The 19,960-nt window shown below is 65.0% G+C and carries 18 protein-coding genes; 6 read left to right on the top strand and 12 right to left on the bottom strand.

Annotation, left to right across the window (positions count from 1 at the left end):
* The first annotated feature begins 225 nt into the window (after positions 1-225).
* From F6B93_RS08095 to F6B93_RS08085, 3 genes are read left to right on the top strand one after another with little or no spacing between them, the layout of a single operon-like run.
* Positions 226-1,203: a proteasome assembly chaperone family protein gene (locus F6B93_RS08095; protein ID WP_211698634.1), complete on the top strand. Its 978-nt coding sequence runs from the start codon at positions 226-228 to the stop codon at positions 1,201-1,203.
* Positions 1,204-1,246: 43 nt separating this feature from the next.
* Complete coding sequence (locus F6B93_RS08090) at positions 1,247-2,272, top strand: alpha/beta fold hydrolase (protein WP_211698633.1); 1,026 nt, start codon at positions 1,247-1,249, stop codon at positions 2,270-2,272.
* Between the two features lie 45 nt (positions 2,273-2,317).
* Positions 2,318-3,004: a PhzF family phenazine biosynthesis protein gene (locus tag F6B93_RS08085; RefSeq protein ID WP_211698632.1), complete on the top strand. Its 687-nt coding sequence runs from the start codon at positions 2,318-2,320 to the stop codon at positions 3,002-3,004.
* A gap of 6 nt (positions 3,005-3,010) precedes the next feature.
* Here F6B93_RS08085 and F6B93_RS08080 read toward each other — a convergent pair whose 3' ends face one another.
* From F6B93_RS08080 to F6B93_RS08070, 3 genes are all read right to left on the bottom strand, one after another.
* A complete protein-coding gene (locus F6B93_RS08080; protein WP_211698631.1) occupies positions 3,011-3,514 on the bottom strand; it encodes a peroxynitrite isomerase in 504 nt (167 codons plus the stop codon).
* Entirely contained in the window at positions 3,514-3,978 is a 465-nt protein-coding gene (nrdR, locus tag F6B93_RS08075; RefSeq protein WP_211699347.1) for a transcriptional regulator NrdR, read from the bottom strand. The genes F6B93_RS08080 and nrdR overlap by 1 nt, the downstream gene beginning before the upstream one ends.
* Positions 3,979-4,143: 165 nt before the next feature.
* A complete protein-coding gene (locus tag F6B93_RS08070) occupies positions 4,144-4,638 on the bottom strand; it encodes a LysM peptidoglycan-binding domain-containing protein (RefSeq protein ID WP_211698630.1) in 495 nt (164 codons plus the stop codon).
* 273 nt (positions 4,639-4,911) lie between these two features.
* Between F6B93_RS08070 and lexA the strand changes: the two genes are divergently transcribed.
* Positions 4,912-5,658 (top strand): transcriptional repressor LexA, encoded by a 747-nt coding sequence (gene lexA, locus F6B93_RS08065; RefSeq protein WP_425518511.1) that lies wholly within the window; start codon positions 4,912-4,914, stop codon positions 5,656-5,658.
* 39 nt (positions 5,659-5,697) lie between these two features.
* Here the strand turns inward: lexA and F6B93_RS08060 are convergent, their stop codons facing one another.
* Positions 5,698-7,956, bottom strand: coding sequence for an LGFP repeat-containing protein (locus tag F6B93_RS08060; protein ID WP_211698629.1), 2,259 nt, complete (start codon positions 7,954-7,956; stop codon positions 5,698-5,700).
* 295 nt (positions 7,957-8,251) lie between these two features.
* Here F6B93_RS08060 and F6B93_RS08055 point away from each other — a divergent pair, with 295 nt between their 5' ends.
* Positions 8,252-9,457, top strand: a complete 1,206-nt coding sequence (locus F6B93_RS08055) for a TerC/Alx family metal homeostasis membrane protein (protein ID WP_211698628.1) — start codon at positions 8,252-8,254, stop codon at positions 9,455-9,457.
* 17 nt (positions 9,458-9,474) lie between these two features.
* On the opposite strand, the gene F6B93_RS08050 is transcribed toward F6B93_RS08055, so the two are convergent.
* From F6B93_RS08050 to F6B93_RS08025, 6 genes are all read right to left on the bottom strand, one after another.
* The gene (locus F6B93_RS08050) at positions 9,475-10,635 is read right to left on the bottom strand and encodes an acyl-CoA dehydrogenase family protein (RefSeq protein WP_211698627.1); all 1,161 of its coding nucleotides are present in this window, start codon (positions 10,633-10,635) and stop codon (positions 9,475-9,477) included.
* An 80-nt stretch (positions 10,636-10,715) separates the two neighbouring features.
* Positions 10,716-12,218 (bottom strand): GTPase HflX, encoded by a 1,503-nt coding sequence (gene hflX, locus F6B93_RS08045; RefSeq protein ID WP_211698626.1) that lies wholly within the window; start codon positions 12,216-12,218, stop codon positions 10,716-10,718.
* A gap of 78 nt (positions 12,219-12,296) precedes the next feature.
* Positions 12,297-13,220, bottom strand: coding sequence for a diaminopimelate epimerase (dapF, locus tag F6B93_RS08040; RefSeq protein WP_211698625.1), 924 nt, complete (start codon positions 13,218-13,220; stop codon positions 12,297-12,299).
* 4 nt (positions 13,221-13,224) lie between these two features.
* On the bottom strand, positions 13,225-14,181 hold the full coding sequence (gene miaA, locus F6B93_RS08035) for a tRNA (adenosine(37)-N6)-dimethylallyltransferase MiaA (RefSeq protein WP_211698624.1): 957 nt from the start codon (positions 14,179-14,181) through the stop codon (positions 13,225-13,227).
* Positions 14,178-14,894, bottom strand: a complete 717-nt coding sequence (locus tag F6B93_RS08030; protein WP_211698623.1) for a class III extradiol ring-cleavage dioxygenase family protein — start codon at positions 14,892-14,894, stop codon at positions 14,178-14,180. Before F6B93_RS08030 ends, miaA begins: the two co-directional genes overlap by 4 nt.
* Before the next feature lie 77 nt (positions 14,895-14,971).
* Positions 14,972-15,955 carry a DMT family transporter gene (locus tag F6B93_RS08025; protein WP_211698622.1) on the bottom strand — a complete coding sequence of 328 codons (984 nt, stop codon included), beginning with the start codon at positions 15,953-15,955 and terminating at the stop codon, positions 14,972-14,974.
* Positions 15,956-16,439: 484 nt separating this feature from the next.
* Here F6B93_RS08025 and F6B93_RS08020 point away from each other — a divergent pair, with 484 nt between their 5' ends.
* On the top strand, positions 16,440-17,792 hold the full coding sequence (locus F6B93_RS08020; protein ID WP_211698621.1) for a DUF349 domain-containing protein: 1,353 nt from the start codon (positions 16,440-16,442) through the stop codon (positions 17,790-17,792).
* On the opposite strand, the gene F6B93_RS08015 is transcribed toward F6B93_RS08020, so the two are convergent.
* Both F6B93_RS08015 and miaB read right to left on the bottom strand, forming a co-directional pair.
* A complete protein-coding gene (locus F6B93_RS08015) occupies positions 17,789-18,436 on the bottom strand; it encodes an Rv2732c family membrane protein (protein WP_425518510.1) in 648 nt (215 codons plus the stop codon). The genes F6B93_RS08020 and F6B93_RS08015 overlap by 4 nt on opposite strands.
* Positions 18,424-19,953: a tRNA (N6-isopentenyl adenosine(37)-C2)-methylthiotransferase MiaB gene (gene miaB / locus F6B93_RS08010; protein WP_211699345.1), complete on the bottom strand. Its 1,530-nt coding sequence runs from the start codon at positions 19,951-19,953 to the stop codon at positions 18,424-18,426. The genes F6B93_RS08015 and miaB overlap by 13 nt, the downstream gene beginning before the upstream one ends.
* Positions 19,954-19,960: the final 7 nt, after the last annotated feature.

The following is a 19,960-nucleotide window of genomic DNA, read 5'->3' as shown; positions in this document are numbered from 1 at the left end:
GCGCCGACCGGCGACTTTAGCGACGGATATGAGTCCGGCCGAATACGCGCCATTAGGGCGACCAGCAAATTCGCCATCGGCCAACCCGGACACCATCGAATACCGCCTGGCTCTTTTGCGTTGTGAGGAAAAGTGCACGTAGGGTTCGCATTCAACGATTGGTGTCCGCCACATTGAGGGACACTGGTGGTAGCACCCCCAGACACACGAGAGGAGGCGACACCGATGGCAGACGATCACGGGCCGGACCAGACGCAGGACTACCAGCCGGGACAACCCGGCATGTACGAGCTGGAGTTCCCAGCACCTCAGTTGTCAACATCGGATGGCCGTGGTCCGGTGCTGGTGCACGCTTTAGAAGGCTTCTCCGACGCCGGTCACGCGATCCGGCTTGCCGCTGCCCACCTCAAGGCGGCCTTGGACCCAGAGCTGGTCGCGTCGTTCGCGATCGACGACCTGCTGGACTATCGCTCGCGTCGGCCAGTGATGACATTCAAGATCGATCACTTCACCAACTACGACGATCCAGACCTCAGCCTGTATGCCCTGCACGACAGCGTCGGCACACCTTTTCTGCTGCTGGCGGGCATGGAGCCGGACCTGAAATGGGAGCGTTTCATCACCGCAGTGCGGCTGCTAGCCGAGCGTTTGGGCGTCCGACAAACTATCGGCCTCGGCACCGTTCCCATGGCGGTTCCGCATACCCGACCCATCACCATGACGGCACACTCCAACAACCCGGACCTCATCGCCGACTTCCAGCCGTGGATCTCCGAAATCCAGGTTCCGGGAAGCGCTTCCAATCTCTTGGAGTACCGGATGGCCCAGCACGGTCACGAGGTCGTCGGATTCACCGTGCATGTCCCGCACTATCTGACGCAGACCGACTATCCTGCGGCCGCGCAGGCGCTCCTCGAGCAGGTCGCCAAGACCGGATCATTGGACCTGCCGCTGACAGCATTGACAGAGGCGGCGGAACAGATCGGCGCCAAGATCGACGAGCAAGTCCAGGCAAGCGCAGAAGTCGCTCAAGTGGTGACTGCGCTCGAGCGCCAGTACGATGCGTTCATCGACGCTCAGGAGAACAGATCGTTACTCAAGCGCGACGAGGATCTCCCAAGCGGCGACGAGCTCGGCGCAGAGTTTGAGCGATTCCTGGCTCAGCAGGCAGAAAAGAAGTTTGACGAGGACGACCCAGCCTAGCCCTGCAGGACACCCCTATCGGCCCGACGACGAGGTTGGCGAGATGACCGAGCGAAAGCGAAACCTTCGCGCGGTGCGGGACGTAGCTACCCCCACACTGCAGCGGCAGACGATCCACGGGTACCGGCGCGCGTTCCGGATCGCCGGCTCCGGGCCAGCGATTCTGCTGATCCACGGAATCGGCGACAATTCCACCACCTGGAAGGGCATTCAGGCCAAGCTCGCACAACGTTTCACCGTCATCGCGCCGGATCTCCTTGGTCATGGACAATCCGACAAGCCCCGCGCTGACTACTCTGTTGCGGCCTACGCCAACGGGATGCGCGACCTACTTAGTGTGCTCGACATCGAGCGAGTGACCATCGTGGGCCATTCGCTCGGCGGCGGGGTGGCGATGCAGTTCGCCTACCAGTTTCCTCAGCTCGTCGAGCGGCTGATCCTCGTGTCCGTGGGCGGGGTCACCAAGGACGTCAACGTCGTGTTCCGGTTGGCGTCGTTGCCGATGGGCAGTGAGGCAATGGCCCTACTGCGGTTGCCCCTGGTACTGCCGGCGGTACAGATGGCAGGGCGGCTCGTGGGAAAAATGATCGGAACCACCGGCTTGGAACAGGATCTGCTGAACGTGCTGCGGATACTGGACGACCTACCAGAACCGACAGCCTCAGCGGCGTTCGGACGCACCTTGCGAGCGGTGGTCGACTGGCGCGGACAGATTGTCACGATGCTGGATCGCTGTTACTTGACTCAGGCCATTCCGGTCCAGATCATTTGGGGAACAAAGGATGTGGTGGTCCCGGTGCGTCACGCTCACATGGCGCATGCAGCTATGCCAGGGTCCCGGCTGGAGATCTTCGACGGTTCCGGGCACTTCCCGTTCCATGACGACCCGGCCCGATTCATCGACGTCGTCCAACGGTTCATCGATGACACCACCCCGTCCGAATACGACCAAGCCGCGCTTCGCGCGCTGTTGCGGCAAGGGGGCGGCGAAGAGACCGTCACCGGCTCAGCGGATACCCGGGTTGCCGTTCTCAACGCGATCGGTTCCGACGAACGCAGCGCTACCTGACGCCGGGGGCTGTGCGAGCCCGGTGCTGGGTCGTACAGTCGGGCCATGGCTATTGAGGTAACGGTGCTCCGGGTTTTCAGCGATGCACACGGTAATTTTGGGAATCCCCTCGGCGTGGTCGATGCCAGCAAAGTCGAACCCGCAGACCGGCAGCAACTGGCAACCCAATTGGGCTACAGCGAAACAATATTCGTCGATCTACCCGCCGCTGGCTCGACCACCGCGCACGCCACGATCTACACACCGAGCCTCGAGATTCCCTTCGCCGGGCACCCGACCGTCGGAGCTTCCTGGTGGCTGCGGGAAGCCGGTACGCCACTCAATACGCTGCAAGTACCCGCCGGCATTGTTCAGGTGAGCTACCAGGGTGATCTCACCAGCATCAGCGCCCGCTCCGAATGGGCACCGGAATTCGCCATCCACGACCTCGACTCACTCGACGCCCTCGCCGGCGCCGATCCCGCCGATTTTTCCGACGACATCGCGCACTACCTCTGGACCTGGGCAGATCCGACCGCTGGCGCGCTACGCGCCCGGATGTTCGCCGCTAACTTGGGTGTCCCCGAAGACGAAGCGACCGGTTCCGCGGCCATTCGGATCACCGACTACCTCAGCCGCGATCTCACTATCACCCAGGGCAAAGGCTCGTTGATCCAAACGACCTGGAGTCCGGAAGGGTGGGTTCGCGTGGCCGGCCACGTCGTCAATGATGGTGTCCGACAGGTCGACTGACGCCGTTCAGCACCGTCGGCGCAGTACGGCGGCGAGGTGATCCTGCAACGGTTGCCCGACGGCGCCCATCTGCACGCTATACGAGAGCTCGTCGCCCTCGACGCTGATGCGACGGCCAAGCGCGGTCACTTCTTTGGCGGTCGGGGATAGTCCGATACCGCCGGTCGAACTTGTGGACAACTCCAGTTCGATGACCTCAGCGTTCACCGAGTACGTCCCCACTTCGATTTCGGTGATACCACTCGGATGGGCGAGAACGAGTTCCACGCGTCCCGGTCCGGGAACACGACAATAACCCGCCTCGGCATGCAGCGGCTTCCCGTCGGCGACAGCCCTGGTCTTCTGCGTGTAGGCCAGGAACGGCTTACCCACATGGGAGAACACAACTTCTTCCAGGTACTCGAACGGTTGGATGGTCGGATACTTACCCGTGCCCCGCCCCGCCCAGGTGCCCAATAGCGGTGCCAGCGCTGCCAGATCAGGGTGTAGGTCCGGGCCGCCGCGGTTCATCAGCTGGGTGTCGATACGTTGCGGTGGGCGCGCAGAGCCTCGATCTCCCGCGCGAAATCGTCGGCCGACGAAAAGGACCGGTATACCGACGCGAACCGCAGGTACGCCACTTCGTCGAGTTCGCGCAACGGCCCGAGGATGGCGAGGCCGACCTCGTGACTCGGCACCTCCGGCGATCCGGCCGCACGCACGGAATCTTCAACCTGCTGGGCCAGCAGGTTCAACGCGTCGTCATCGACTTGGCACCCCTGACAGGCCCGCCGCACGCCGCTGATCACTTTTTCCCGGCTGAAAGGCTCCGTGACACCGCTGCGCTTGACCACTGCGAGGACTGCGGTTTCTACGGTGGTGAATCGTCGCCCGCACTCCGGGCAGGACCGACGCCGTCGGATCGCCTGACCTTCATCGGTTTCCCGAGAGTCAATCACGCGTGAATCGGGATGCCGGCAGAACGGACAGTGCATGGCCGCTCCTTCGCCGTGCTGACATCCGGGTATCGCAGACGACTCCGAGCGTACCTGCGTCGTGCCTGGCAGGGCCAATGCCGCCGAGATCCATGATCGCCCGGCGCCGGCATCAACGAGCAACGTTGGCACACTGCCGTTTTCGTACCCCACCCGCGAGCACCGTCAGCCCACCGGCGCAATGAGCGTCTGGCCTGTGGCCAGCGTCGTCGACGGCAGAGCGTTGAGTTCGCGGATACGGCTTGTTACCTCGCGAACCGGCGCGTCTGGGGCCACCCGAGCCGCCACGTCGCGAAGGGACTCCCCGGCCTCGACGCGCACGACGGCAAGTCTGTCCGGCATGTCAGCACCCGAATCGGCCGAGCCGCCGTTGACCAGGTCCCCGAAATGCGCCACGAGCCCGAGCCAGACGGTGATCAGCGCGGCAAGCAGCGCCAACGCCAGCGTCGTTGCTGGCGAGACGGGGCGCCGACGGTGAGCTGCGGCCGACATCCCCACACCGGTGCCCCGGTAGCACAACGGCGGACCCTCGGGGCGAGACGGGCTGGGCCGGCGCGATCGGTCCACCCGCGCCCTGCCAACCGACGGCGGACCAGCCGGCCTGTTGAAGGGCCCGCGCGGCCTCGCGGTAGACGGCGCGCCAGCGTGGATGAGTGTCATTCCTGTTCCTCCAGCCTTCTCTCAGCCTTCTCTAGCTTCTCTGGGTGGGGCGTTTCTCGCTCGTACGTTCGACAGCGTAATCGCTCGTGTGTTCGATACCCGAACATTTGATCGATGCGTGTCGCCTGCGCGAAACGCTAGACCACGCCACCGACAGATCTGCCCGACCGACAAACCGCCGGGATTGCCGACCGGTCACCAGCAGCAGTCCCGCGACACGCCAGCTCGAACACATGTTTGATTCTTGGGCTGGTTCCAGCTACATTCGGGGCCATGAGCGACAGCAACGACACCCGGGTTGGCGAGCGATCGGGCGGGGGAACGATGGGCACAGTCGTCAGCGGCGCCACTGGCTCGGATACCGGCCTGCGTTCCATGGACTCGGCGCTCACCGAGCGTCAACGCACCATTCTCGACGTCATCCGGACTTCGGTCACGACACGCGGATACCCGCCGAGCATCCGGGAAATCGGCGATGCGGTCGGCCTCACCTCAACGTCCTCAGTGGCGCATCAGCTCCGCACCCTCGAGCGCAAAGGATATCTGCGCCGGGACCCGAACCGCCCGCGCGCGGTGGACGTGCGCGGTGCTGACGACGGCGCTACAGCGCCAGCCACCGAGGTGGCGGGCTCCGACGCGTTACCAGAACCCACCTTTGTCCCCGTCCTCGGACGCATCGCCGCCGGCGGTCCGATCCTTGCCGAGGAAGCCGTCGAAGATGTTTTCCCGTTGCCGCGTGAGTTGGTTGGCGAGGGCACGCTGTTCCTACTCAAGGTAGTCGGTGACTCGATGGTCGAAGCGGCGATTTGCGACGGAGACTGGGTGGTAGTGCGGCAGCAAAACGTCGCAGACAACGGTGACATCGTCGCCGCGATGCTTGACGGCGAGGCCACCGTCAAGACGTTTAAGCGCGCGGGCGGTCAAGTGTGGCTGATGCCGCACAATCCGGCCTTCGATCCGATCCCCGGCAATGACGCCACCGTGCTGGGCAAAGTCGTCACCGTGATCCGCAAGGTATAGCGCGCGCGAAAACCCCACCCATGGCCCCGGGGCCGAGTTCTAGTCCGCTCGCGTGAACCCGTTCGCTTGTGCGGCTTCTTCGCTAGAGAACCAGATTTCGGCGCGCGTGTTCCCGTACAGCGCATCGCTGGGCAGGTAATACAGGCCGAAACGGGCGCTGGCCTTGATGGGATATCCGTCCGGCGCCTGGTATGGATCCTCAAGGGGCAAGTGTAATGTCGGGCGCACGGCCGGACTCGGCCTGGGCGGCCCGGCGGACGCTGTAATCCCTTCCGCGCGAACCCGGTACGGGTCCGAGGCAGATTCTGCGGTCGCCCGCCGGGCTTCCCCTGCATAGGCGTCGTGATCCACCGCCGCATGTCGCCCGATTCGCTCGTCGGGGCTCGAGTCAGCCTCCTGAGGTGAGGCGGTGCCGGCGGCGTCGGCGGCCGAACTCGCTACGTAGGCGCCCCCAAAAACGGCATCCCGAACGCGGGCATCCGGAACCTCTGTTTCGGTAGCGAAGGTTTCCGGAGCCACGGTTTCCGGAACGACGGGCTCAGGAACCGCTTCCTCCGAAGCACCAGACAGATCGGCGTATGAGACGACGGGTGTGGGCGTAGTGTCTACAAAGTCGGGGTCTTCATCCTCAATCCCCTCAACGCCCTCAGGCCCTTCAAGACCCTCAAATCCATAGCCTTCGTCGGCGCCAAACATGTCGTCGTCGCCGTACGCTTCGCCCCTGGCGGCAAGCTCGGCCACACCGGCAGCCGCCGCCTCACCGCGCGGCCAACTGATCGGCGACACGGGTCCGGCCTCTGGCGCCAGATGCTCCGACGGGTGTTGCTCACCGAACGAGAATTGCTCGGAGCCGAAGTCGAGATCGTCGGGCGGCCAACGTCCCTCGGCGGTGGCGTCGTACCCGGCGTCCGGGTCCTGATCGAGCTCGTAATCACCGGAATCGTCGCCCGAGTGACGCCGGCGCAGACCCACCACCAGCAGTACGAGCAACGCGATCACGAGCACCGCCAGCACGGCCGCGATCACCCACCACCAATGCCAGGTGAACTTTGTGCCTTCCGGGGGGGCCTCCGAGGTGCTTGGCTGGTTCTGCCCCGGGACCTGCAATCCGGACAGCAGCGGGGCCAAGTTCGCGGGGTCGGTGGCATACGTGTTATCCGCACGGTTCCACGAGATCGTGCCGCCGGAGAACTGCTGCGAGACAACGTCGCCATCCACGGCCTGGTCGGCGACCGGCGCACCGAGCTGGCCTACGGGACCGCGGAGCTTGTCCCACGCGGCCTTCATAGCTCCCCGTACGACGAAGGCGCCGTGGTCCGGCGTCCAGAAGATCACGGGTTTGTCGGCCGCGGAGAACGTGACGATTCTGCTGGCCGGAGCGATACCGCCGTCGGACTCGTTAGCGATCGGGAAACCCAGGTCGCTGCCTACCGGCCCACCCAGCGACTCGTATTTCGCCAGGATGTCGCCTTCGACGGCGTTGGCGCCGGTCGCCGGGCTGAAGAAGACCTTGCCGCCAACGAAATCCTGAACGATCCCGTCACCGCCAATCGGATACTGCTCCCCTTTCTTCGCGCCGAGCGGCCCTGCGGCTCCCCCGGCGGCACGCCAGGCCATGTTGATGGCGGCGGTGGGATCGACTGGCACGTCCACGTCGCCGAGCTGGTCAGCAAGGACCGCCGGAACGGTAGTGAACTCCTTGCTCTGCCTGTTCCACGAGACCTCACCCCCGCTGAACTTCTGGGAGATGACTTCGCCGTCGTAGGTTTCATCACCGATCGGGACACCGAGAACTCCCCCCGAGCTGCCGAGTGCGTCCCACGCGGCATTGAGCGGCCCGCGCACAACGAAGGCGCCGTGCACGGCAGTCCAGAAAATCACTGGGTTGTCGCTGGCCGAAAACGTGCTCACCCGGCTGTCGGGTCCGGCCAGGCCGGGAACTTCGTCGATGGTCGGGAATCCCAGATCGCTGTCGGCGGGTCCGCCCAGCGACTCGTATTTGTCCAGGACCTCGCCATAAAGGAATCTGGCACCGGTGGCCTCGCTGAAGAACATCTTGCCGCCGTCGAAGTCGAGGGCGAAGCCGTTGCCAACGGGGTAGACGTCGCCTTCCCTGGCACCAAGTAGGGAAGTCTCGCCGCCTGCCTGCTCCCACGCAGCCATGATTGCCGCTTCGGCGTCACCTATCGGAGAAGCTACCGCGGCGGGCGCCAGCAACACGGCAGCCACCACGGTGGTCGCCAAGCCGATCAGCGCGCGCGCAATTAGCTTGCTCACTTGACCTCTCTGTCCATTCACAGAGCCTCCCAGCCCATGACCTACCCACTCGCGAGGCGGTGAACCCCACCGAGGACACCGCTGCGCTACGGTTCGTATTGTCGCAGGACTCGCACAACTTTGCTCTAGCGAACAACATTTGCGAAGTAAATCCGCAAATGTTACGAAAACGGATACCCAGCTGATGTCGAAATGATGCGATGCCGCGCCAGTACTGCCAGCAACCGCGCTGCGCCCAGGCAATGTTTGGCTTGGTTTGACTTGCGGTGCCGAAAAGCGCCGACCCGCATGTTGCCTGAGAGGAAACCCAGCTGAAATGGGTGCTTCCGGACTCCTCTGGGCCCTCACCGTCATGATGATCGGCGGCTTGATGTCGATCGACTACGTCGTGCACGTACGCCGGGCGCGGGTGCCCACGTTGCGTCAGGCGGTTGTCCAGTCCACAACCTTTGTGAGTATCGGGGTCCTGTTCGGCATCGGTGTACTCATCTTCGGCGGCCCTTCGTTGGCGGTCGAGTATTACGCCTGCTACCTGACCGATGAGGCCCTGTCAGTCGACAACTTGTTCGTATTTCTGGTCATTATCAGCAGCTTCGGCGTTCCCCGCTTCGCGCAGCAAAAGGTGCTGCTATTCGGTATCGCGTTCGCGCTCGTCACGCGCACCGGTTTCATTTTCATCGGCGCTGCGCTCATCAAGAACTTCCACTCGGCGTTCTATCTGTTCAGCCTGGTGTTGCTCGTCATGGCAGTCAAACTCGCCAAACCCGCAGCGCGAGAAGGCCGCCCCGCCGACCCTCTCAACAGGTTTGTCAAGAAGTCGGTCCTCGCCCGGATCGCCGACCGGTTCTTGCGGACCTCCCCCAACTACCGTGGCGACCGATTGTTCACCGTCGAGAACGGCAAACGGATGCTGACCCCGATGTTGCTGGTCATGATGACCGTCGGCGGCACCGACCTACTATTTGCGTTCGACTCGATTCCCGCACTCTTCGGGCTCACCCAGAACGTCTATCTGGTATTCACCGCGACCGCGTTCTCGCTGCTAGGCCTGCGCCAGCTGTACTTCCTGATAGACGGGCTGCTCGATCGGCTGGTTTTTCTGCGCTATGGACTGGCCGTGATTCTTGGCTTCATCGGCGTGAAACTGGCGCTGGAGGCACTACACGACAACAAGCTCCCGTTCATCAACAGCGGCAACCCGGTCCCGATCGCCAAAGTGAGCACCCCCCAATCGTTGGCGGTCATCATCATCGTCCTAACGATCACGACGCTTGCGTCGCTCGGCTCGGCGCGCGGGCGAGCACGGACCGCCATCAGGAGGGCTCGCCGGTATGCAACCGAATACCTCGATGTGCACGACTCAACGGATCCTGCCGAACGCAACAAGCTATTCGCCGCTCTCGTCATCGCTGAACGCCAGGTCAATGCACTGCCAACGAAATACCGCCCACCGGCGGGAGCACAAGACGACGTGATGGTGCTGCTGCGGCGGGCTCACGCAGTGCGCGACGCGCATCGGTGACCCCGAAAGCAAGCGTGTTAAACACCCAAGCTACGCCCGATGATCTCCTTCATGATCTCGGTCGTACCGCCGTAGATCGTCTGCACCCGCGAATCGAGATAGGCACGGGCAACCGGGTATTCACGCATGTACCCGTACCCACCGTGCAGCTGCAGACAGCGGTCGTTCAGATGGACCTGCTTCTCGGTGGCGTACCACTTGGCCATTGCGGCCTGCTCCACCGTCAGCTTGCCCTCGAGGTGCAACGCGATGAATTCGTCGACCATGATGCGCACCACGGTCGCTTCGGTCGCCAACTCGGCCAGCACGAAACGGCTGTTCTGGAAATTGCCGATCGACCGGCCAAAAGCCTTACGTTCCTGGGTGTATCGCAACGTGTCCGTGAGGACGGCTTCCATCCCGGCGGCAGCCATGATGGCGATCGATATGCGTTCCTGCGGCAAATTCTGCATCAGGTAGACGAATCCCATCCCCTCGTCTCCGAGCCGGTTCTCGACGGGAACCGCGACGTCGGTGAACGACAACTCGGCGGTGTCCTGGGCGTCCAGACCGATCTTGTCCAGCTGGCGACCGCGTTCGAATCCCTCCATGCCGCGTTCGACGACAAGCAGCGAAAACCCTTGCGCGCCTTTATCGGGGTCGGTCTGCGCCACGACGATCACCAGGTCGGCGTTGATTCCGTTGGTGATGAACGTCTTGGCTCCATTAAGCACATAGTGATCACCCTGCCTGACGGCGCGGGTCTTGATGCCCTGCAAGTCACTACCGGTTCCCGGCTCGGTCATCGCGATCGCGGTAATCAGCTCGCCAGTGCAGAACTTGGGTAACCAGCGCTGCTTCTGCTCGTCGTTGGCTAGCTCCAGCAGATACGGCGCCACGATGTCGTTGTGCAGGCCGAAGCCGATCCCGCTGTATCGCCCGGCGGAGGTTTCCTCGGTGACGATCGTGTTGTACCGAAAGTCCGGGTCACCCCCACCGCCGTACTCCTCGGGCACCGCCATCCCCAGAAAACCCTGTTTGCCGGCCTCAAGCCAGACGCCGCGGTCGACGATCTTGGCCTTTTCCCATTCGTCGTGATAGGGCGCAACGTGGCGCTCGAGGAAGGCCCGGTAGGACTCGCGAAACAAGTCGTGCTCAGGTTCGAACAGAGTGCGCTGGTACTTGATGGCACTGCCCATGGGTGACCTCCGGCGACAAGAGAACTCTGCTGCCCACCGTATACCAACCATATGGTTGGTAGGCAGCTGCGGGACGGAACTCAGCCGCGCGCACCAAAGTCCCGCAGGCTGGCGGCCAGCGCCACCGGAACCCGGGCCTTGATCCTCGTGCCTTCCGAGTTGTGGTCCTCCTGCTGCACCCGGCCGTCGGCGTGCACGCGCGCCACCAGGTCGCCACGGTGGTACGGGATCAACACATCCACGGCGGCGTCGGTCGCAACGGTGAGCTCAGCCATCCGGCGGCGCAACGCGTCTATCCCTTCCCCGGTGCGCGCGGACACGAACACCGCGCCGGGCAGGCCGTGCCGGAGCTTGGCCAGCGTCAGATCGCTGGCCGCGTCAACTTTGTTGACCACGAGCAGCTCCTGCGGCGCGTCCGCACCCTTATCCCAGTGATCGCCACCGCGGTCGGCCCCGTGGTCAGCCAGGACATCAGAGATCACCTGCCGCACTGCGGTGATCTGTGCCAGTGGATTGGCGTCGGAGCCGTCAACGACGTGCAACAACAGCTCGGCATCGACGACTTCCTCCAGCGTGGAGCGGAATGCCTCGACCAGCTGGGTGGGCAGATGGCGCACAAAGCCGACGGTGTCGGTAATCAGGAAGCGGCGAACCCCCTGTGCATCGGGATCGAATTCCGCCCGGCGGGTGGTGGGCTCCAGCGTCGCGAACAGCGCGTCTTCAACTAGCACTCCGGCCCCAGTCAGGGCGTTGAGCAGGCTGGATTTACCCGCGTTGGTGTAGCCAACGATGGCGATCGACGGAACATCGCTATGCACCCGGCGGCTGCGCTGAGTGTCGCGGGCGCGTTTCATCGCCTTGATTTCGCGTCGCAGTTTGGCCATCCGCTCGCGGATGCGCCGCCGGTCGGTCTCGATCTTGGTCTCGCCCGGACCGCGCAACCCCACTCCGCCTCCGCTGCCGCCCGCGCGGCCGCCGGCCTGCCGTGACATCGACTCACCCCAGCCACGCAACCGGGGCAGCATGTATTCCATCTGAGCCAGCGACACTTGGGCCTTGCCCTCCCGGCTAGTGGCGTGCTGAGCGAAGATGTCGAGGATCAGCGCAGTGCGGTCGATGACTTTGACCTTCACGGCCTTTTCCAGGGCCGTCAGTTGCGCGGGTGATAGTTCGCCGTCGCAGATGACGGTATCGGCGCCGGTGGCGACCACCACTTCGCGCAGTTCGGCGGCCTTGCCCGATCCGATGTATGTCGACGGGTCGGGCCGGTCGCGGCGTTGGATGAGCCCTTCGAGCACGTGCGAGCCGGCGGTTTCGGCCAATGACGCCAACTCGGCCAGGCTCGCCTGGTTGTCGGCGGCACTGCCTTCCGTCCACACTCCTACCAACACCACCCGCTCCAACCGCAGCTGGCGGTACTCCACCTCGGAGACGTCTGCGAGTTCGGTCGACAGCCCGGCGACCCGACGCAACGCCGATCTGTCGTCGAGAGCAAGTTCACCGACGCTTGGTGTGTGGTCCCACCCGTCGGGAGCATCTGAAGAATCTGCGAAGCCCATGCTGGGCGAATCTGGATATGTCATGGCCAGTACCCGATGGTTGCACGTCGCGAGTGGCTGCGCATCCGAATAATCCGCCTCATGGCCACCTCAGCCATCCACCTATTCCGGCGACGTGCCGACCGTCTGCTCAGAACGCTCCTCAGATGCCGCGGGATCTCCCCATGCGCTCCAACATTCATCGGCAAGTTCCCCCTGGGCCACCAGCACCGAAGGCCCGCGCAGGTAGCTGGTGGCATCGGTGACTGCGACCTTGACATCACCACCCGGCACGCGCACGGTGAGGGCACCGGTCTCCGTGCCCGCGCTTGCCAGCGCAGCAACGGCGGCGGCAACAGTTCCGGTGCCACACGACCGGGTTTCTCCCACGCCGCGCTCGTGAACCCGCATCGACACCACCCCGCCGACGGGCGCCGTCAGCACCTCGACATTCACGCCGTCTGGGAACTGTGCCCGGTCGAAGCTCACCGGCGCAGCAACATCCAAAGTGTGCAGCTCTTCGACGGTCAGCACGGGATCGACACACGCCAGGTGCGGGTTGCCCACGTCGACTACCACCCCGTGAAACCGCCTACCACCGACAACGGCTTCGCCTGCCCCAAGCCGGTTGGCCCGGCCCATGTCCACGGTGACATCTGCATTGGTCGCATCAACCTGATGCACTGTGACCAGACGCGGACCGGACACTGAGCCGACGACGAACTCGTCGCGGAGCTCCAAGCCACTGGCACGCAGGTAATGCGCAAACACGCGAACGCCGTTGCCGCACATCCGTGCGGCCGATCCGTCGGCGTTGCGGTAGTCCATGAACCAGTCGAATCCGCTGACGCCATCGGGTAGGCGGTCGAGCACGCCGGCCGTCACGGCCGCGCCCGCGGTGGTGACACGCAACAACCCGTCGGCACCCAGCCCTTGTCGCCGGTCGCACAAGGCGGCCACCTGGGCCGCGGTGACCGCCAGCTCGGCGTTGACGTCGGGCAGTAACACGAAGTCGTTCTGCGTCCCGTGGCCCTTGGCGAACATCACCAGATCAGGTTACGTGCCGCCAGACCCGCAGTGCGTCGTCGACGGTGCGGGCCTGATCGGCGGGGGTGGCCGCGCCAACGTCGAGCCAGTGCACGCGATGGTCTCGGCGAAACCACGACCGCTGCCGGCGCACGTAGCGACGGGTGCCCACGTATGTCTGCTCCCGAGCATCGCGCAGCAGGTCGGCACCGGGGCCAGCATCGCCGCCCGCGTCCAAAGCCGCGATCACCTGCGCGTAGCCCAGCGCGCGTGCCGCGGTGACACCCTCGCGTAGGCCGATACCCAGCAACGCGCGCACCTCAGCTACCAGGCCACGATCGAACATCAGATCGGTCCGGCTTGCCAAACGTCCATCGAGAATCCTTGTCTCACAATCTAACCCAACAATGGCGGCGTCCCACCGCGGCGCGCCAACACTCGGGGCGGACGCGGCGAATGGCTGGCCGGTGAGTTCGACGACCTCCAGCGCACGCACGGTACGCCGGGCGTCGGTAGGCAGGATTGCCGCGGCCGCGGCCGGGTCGCGACGGGCAAGCTCAGCGTGTAGCCCGCCGACGCCGACCTCGGCCAGCCGCTGTTCCCATTTCACCCGGACCGCCGGGTCGGTTGCCGGAAAAGACCAGTCATCGAGCAGCGATTGGATGTAGAGCATCGAACCGCCCACCACGACCGGTACCGACCCCCGCAGCAGGATCGCCTCGATGTCGGCTGCGGCGGCCTGCTGATAGCTGGCAACGCTCGCCGTTTCGGTGACCTCAAGGACGTCGAGTTGATGATGGGGGATGCCACGGCGCGCAGCGACAGGTAGCTTTGCGGTCCCAATGTCCATACCGCGATAGAGCTGCATCGCGTCGCAGTTGACGATCTCAGCGCTGACTTCCCCAGCGAGCCGCTCTACGACGTCGAGCGCCAACTCCGATTTGCCAGTGCCCGTCGGGCCGACAATCGCCAGTGACCTCATGGCTGCCAAACACCAGCGAAGTAGCCGACACCGTAGGGTGCCCCCCGGTAGAGCTCTTTGGCCGATCGCGGTCCGGTTTCGATGAGGCCGGCCAGCACCTGAAAGGCGACCCGCCCGAGGATCCGGTCGGACAATCCAGCTAGTGCCGCAACATCGCCACGTGCGAGCGCCTCGTCGAGAGACCGCTGCGGGGCGGCGGCGCTCGGGTCATAACCCCCGGGAGCCGCGGGCGTCAGGGTGTTGGCACCGTCGGCCGTGATCAGCACACCGACCGGAGCGCGCGCCCGGTCGATCTCGGTCCGCAGCTGGCGGCCTCGCGCGATCGCGGTGTCGCGGCCGTGGTCGTTGGCGAAGACTTGCACCGTCGCACTTGCTTCGGGCCGGGCCCGACCCCGCAGCCACCCGGTGACCAGGGCACATATGGGCAGTTCGGGCCAAGGCGCGGCACGTTGACTGGTTTGCGCACCAGTTTGCGGCGACAGCCGCACGGGCACGTCGGCGCCGAAGCCCGCGAAGGTCCCGACGCTGTCGGGACCCACGGTGTAATCCACCGACCCGCGTGCGCAGTCCGTTCCGACGGCAATCCAGCGCAGCGGCAACGCCGCGGCCGCCGCGATCACCGCCGTCCGTAGGTCAGCTACCTCGGCGGCGGCTCCGGAGAGTTCAGGAACGAGCACCGGTGCCGACGGAACGATCGCGACAGCGCTCAACACGCCACCAAACTAGCGTCTCGACGTGCCGGTCACGGGCCTTGGGCCAGCCCGTTCGACGAAAGACGAGCCAGGCGTCGCTACGCCGACAATCCCGAAAAGCTCAGGGGATCGGTACGGGCTTCGTCCACGGCGGGTCGGGAACCACCCGAGACCGCGTCACGATCGGCGGTTGTGCGGACGCGTTCGGTCGCGGCAGCCTCGTCGGAAACCATCTCGGCCTCATCGCGGGCAAGCGCCACGGTCGCGACGAGCGCCAGCACAACGCCCGCGCCGACCACGAGTAGCCCTGTTCGGCTGGTATCCAACATTTCGCCGAGGACAACCATCCCGAGAACGGAGCCGACCAGCGGCTTGGCGACAACCAAGGTGGGCAGCGACGCGGTGAGCGAGCCCGCACGGAACGACGACTGCTGAAAGATCATTCCCGCCAACGATGCGGCGATCCACGCGTAGAACTCCGGCGCGCGCAACAACGCCACAACACCCCCACCGACCACTTCGACGACGGCCTTGGTAAGCACCGCAAAAAGCGCCAACGAGCAACCGGCGACCACCGCCAGCAACACCGCGGCCACCCGGCCCGACCAGACCCGCGCACCCACAACACAGAACAGCAACACCGGACCCATCACGCACGCCACGACGATCCACACTCCCAGCGATCCGCGCGAAGCCCCGGTATCCGGGTCGCCAACCGCGACGACCACCGCCAACGACGCAACCAGCAACCCCGCCCAGGTCCACTCCCAGCGGGTGACCCGGCGGCGCGTGATGTGGGCATAGATCGGCAGTGCAAACAACAGCGCCGTCACCTGAAGCGCCGACACCAGCATCACTGATCCCAACGTCAGCGCCGCAGCCTGTAAGACGTAATTGCCGACCGCACCTCCCCCGCCGAGCCACCAGCGGGTATCGCGCAGGGACAGTCCGAAGAGCGCGAGGTGGCCTACCTCCTCATCGGTAACTTCCTTCGCGGAGCGCTGCCGGACCACGTTGCCGATCGCGGACGACAGTGCGGCGCCCAAGGCCAGACAAACGACCACGATGTCGGCGCTGGTCATGGGCGACCTCCTCGTCGAAGTCCGGCGTCGGACCGACCTCCTCCCTACTTAACGGTAGGAACCATGCGAATACCTATGTAGAACCTTTGCGTAAGCTATGCCTCGCTGGTCGCGGCCCTATCGCAATCGGCCCGCTGGGCAATACCCCGGACCGCCGGCCCTTGGAATGGCCTGGCGACCAACGCTCGGGCGCAGTGCAGCGCTTCTTTGAGACCTTGTCGCGATCCGTGGCGGCCCAGACGGGCGAAGGTGGCGACGCGCAGCCCGTCGAGCTGCTTCAATACAGTTGGAGACGAACGAGACTGTTGGAGACGAGTGAGACTGTTGGAGACGATTGAGACGGCCGGAAACGGTGTGGAAATGGTGAGGAGATCCTGGTGGCTTTGACCGCACCAGCCCTCCCGGCCGAAGAGATGCCGCCGTGCGCGGCAGGTGCGCGGGATGTCGCCGCGCGAAGGGTTTGCAAAGGTCAGGTGACGCGTACATGACAGCGGACGAGCCTCAAAGCAGCGAATCTGCACAGCCAATTTCGGAGCCCGCACCCGCGCAGGCGCCGCGTCCGGGACCCCGTCCCGGTCCGCGACCAATGCCACGACCGCCTACGCACCTGGTGCCACCGCCGCCGGCCAGCGACCCGCGCCGGTTCGGACGTGTCGACGACGACGGCACAGTGTGGCTCATCAGCGAAGCCGGCGAGCGCATCGTCGGCTCTTGGCAAGCTGGCGACCCCGAAGCCGCGTTTGCCCATTTCGGCCGTCGATTCGAGGACTTGAGCACCGAGATCACCCTGATGGACGAGCGGCTTGCCACGGGGACCGGCGACCCAGACAAAATCAAGGCGCATGCAGACGCCCTGGCCGAAACGTTGCCGACGGCGTGCGTGCTGGGCGATGTCGACGCGCTTACACACCGGTTGACAAATGTCCGTGGGCGCGCGGAGGTCATCGCCGCCGCGGACCGCTCCAGGCGCGAAGAGCATCGCGCGGGTCAGACCGCCCGTAAGGAGGCGCTGGCCGCCGAAGCCGAGGAGCTAGCCGCCAACTCGACCCAGTGGAAGGCCGCCGGCGACCGGCTGCGGGACATCCTCACCGAATGGAAGACCATCAGCGGTCTGGATCGAAAGGTCGATGACGCGCTGTGGAAGCGCTACTCGACGGCACGGGAAACCTTCAACCGCCGACGGGGATCCCACTTCGCTGAGCTGGATCGTGAGCGATCCAGCGTCCGGCAAGCGAAAGAACGCCTCTGCGAGCGGGCCGAGGAGATGGCCGCGTCGACGGATTGGACGACCACCAGCGCCGAATTCCGCAAACTCCTCACCGAGTGGAAAGCGGCAGGACGTGCGAGCCGAGAAGTGGACGACGCCCTGTGGCACCGCTTCAAAGCAGCGCAGGATTCCTTCTTCACAGCGCGCAACGCCGCGACCGCGGAAAAAGATGCCCAACTACGCGCCAACGCTACAGCGAAAGAAGCGTTGCTGGCGGAGGCGGAAAAGCTCGACACCACCAACATTGATGCCGCCAGAGCGACGCTGCGGTCGATCGCCGAGAGATGGGATGCGGCTGGTCGGGTGCCGCGCGAACGTTCAGCCGAGTTGGAGCGCCGGTTGCGCGCCGTCGAGAAGAAGGTGCGTGACGCCAGTGAAGTGGACTGGGCCGACCCTCAGGCGCAGGCCCGCGCCGAACAATTCCGCACACGGGCCGAGCAGTTCGAACAGCAGGCAGCCAAAGCGGCCGCGGCTGGGCGAACCAAAGATGCTGAGGAAGCAAAGGCTAAGGCCGAGCAGTGGCGGCAGTGGGCCGCGGCCGCCGCTGACGCGCTGACCCGCAGACCCTAGCGTTCACTGCCCGAGTTCGGCGGTGTACCGGCCTCGGGTACATCGGGGGTCTCGGACTTTTCGGGGTTGGTTTGCGACCTGTCCAGCAGCGTCATGGTCTGTTGCTGTGCGGCGGCCCGGCGACGTTGTTCTTCGGCTGCCAGTTGCACGAGGGTTCGCGACCACACCACACGCGCCCAATGAAACGTCAACACGATCAGGGTGAGCCACGCCACGAAAAGCCCGACCCCCGGACCCGGATTGCCCGGCGCCACGGTCTGGCGCGACCAGACGGCTAAGAGCCCGGTGCCACTGGCCAGCGCCGAACCCGCCAGCGCCACCCAGGCCAAGGCCCAGCGCCGCGTCATCAGCGCGACCATCGAGAAACCAACGCCGAATACCAGCGCCAACCAGGCGAAGACCCGCGAGGGTAGCGCCACTGCAGCCGCCCCCGCCCCGTGACTGCTGAACAACACATCCCACCCGCGCACACTGCCGGTGTGCGGTAAGACAAACGACCCCAAGAGCACGAACACCAAGATCGCGACTACGAGAGCTCGTGCGCCAGGGTCAATTTCTTGGGCAACGCGGCGCTCCACCGCTTCGATATCGGTGCGGAACTCGTCAAAGTTCTCGGCACTACCGTCGTGATTCATCGGCTGCATCCAAGGGGCTCGATCGTGCTGATGGGCCGACCGACACCGGGCATTCCGAGACCGACATCACGGGGCCGCTGTCCTGCGGCGTGCGCATCACCGGCACGAGTGCGACGGTGGGTGAGGACGCCCGCGTCCGCGATGAGGTGATGCGGCGCCGCGTCGGTGACCACCGTGGTGATGATGTCGCCGGGACGCACTTGTCGGTCCTGATCACCGACCAAACCGGCATCGGACAGGCTGGCATCGAAATGAACCAGCCGGCCGTCACGCGCCCGCCCGCTCATCCGCGCTGTGCGGTTGTCTTTGCGCCCTTCACCGGTGGCGACCAGCAGTTCGACCGTCTGTCCGACGACGGCCCTGTTTTCTTCCAGCGAGATCTGCTCCTGCAGCGCGACCAGGCGCTCGTAGCGCTCCTGGACGACGGCTTTCGGCAGCTGCCCCCCGAGTTCGGCCGCCGGGGTCCCGGGGCGCTTCGAGTATTGGAAGGTGAATGCGGCGCAGAACCGCGCCTGACGCACCACATCAAGGGTCGCGGCGAAGTCCTCTTCGGTCTCTCCGGGAAATCCCACGATCAGATCGGTGGTGATGGCGGCGTGCGGCATGGCCGCGCGCACCCGCTCGATGATTCCGAGATACCGCTCTGCCCGATACGACCGCCGCATCGCGCGCAGAATTCGGTCCGACCCGGACTGCAGCGGCATGTGCAGGGCTGGGCACACGTTCGGCGTCTGCGCCATCGCCTCAATGACGTCGTCGGTGAACTCGGCTGGGTGTGGAGAGGTGAACCGGAGCCGTTCCAGCCCGTCGATGCCTCCGCACGCCCGCAGCAGCTCGGCGAAAGCGCCCCGATTGCGGGGCATTTCAGGGTCGGCGAACGAGACCCCGTAGGCATTGACGTTTTGCCCGAGCAGAGTGACCTCGAGCACGCCAGCGTCGACGAGGGACCGAACCTCTGCCAGGATGTCCGCCGGACTACGGTCGACCTCCCTGCCCCGCAGCGCCGGGACGATGCAGAACGTACAGGTGTTGTTGCACCCGACTGAAATGGAAACCCAAGCAGCATAGGCGGATTCGCGGGCACTCGGCAGTGATGACGGAAACTGCTGCAGCGCCTCGGCGATCTCCACCTGCGCGATCTTGTTGTGCCTGGCCCGGTCGAGCAGCGTGGGCAGTGAGCCGATGTTGTGGGTCCCGAAAACGACATCGACCCACGGCGCCTTGCGCAGCACGGTGTCGCGGTCTTTTTGGGCCAGGCAACCGCCGACCGCGATTTGCATGTCCGGGTTGCTGCGTTTGCGCGGCGCCAGGTGGCTGAGGTTGCCGTACAGCTTGTTGTCGGCGTTCTCCCGAACGGCGCAGGTGTTGAAGACGACCACATCGGCCTCAGCATCGTGGGCCGCACGCTGATAGCCGGCCTCTTCAAGCAAGCCGGCCAGCCGCTCGGAATCGTGGACGTTCATCTGGCAGCCGTAGGTCCGCACCTGGTAGGTCCGCGCAGGCACCAGGTGGGCGGATGGCGACATCGCAGAA

The organism is Mycobacterium spongiae, from assembly GCF_018278905.1.
Taxonomy (GTDB): domain Bacteria; phylum Actinomycetota; class Actinomycetes; order Mycobacteriales; family Mycobacteriaceae; genus Mycobacterium; species Mycobacterium spongiae.
Note: the sequence above shows the minus strand (reverse complement) of the source record. Positions and strands in the feature narration are given on the sequence as shown.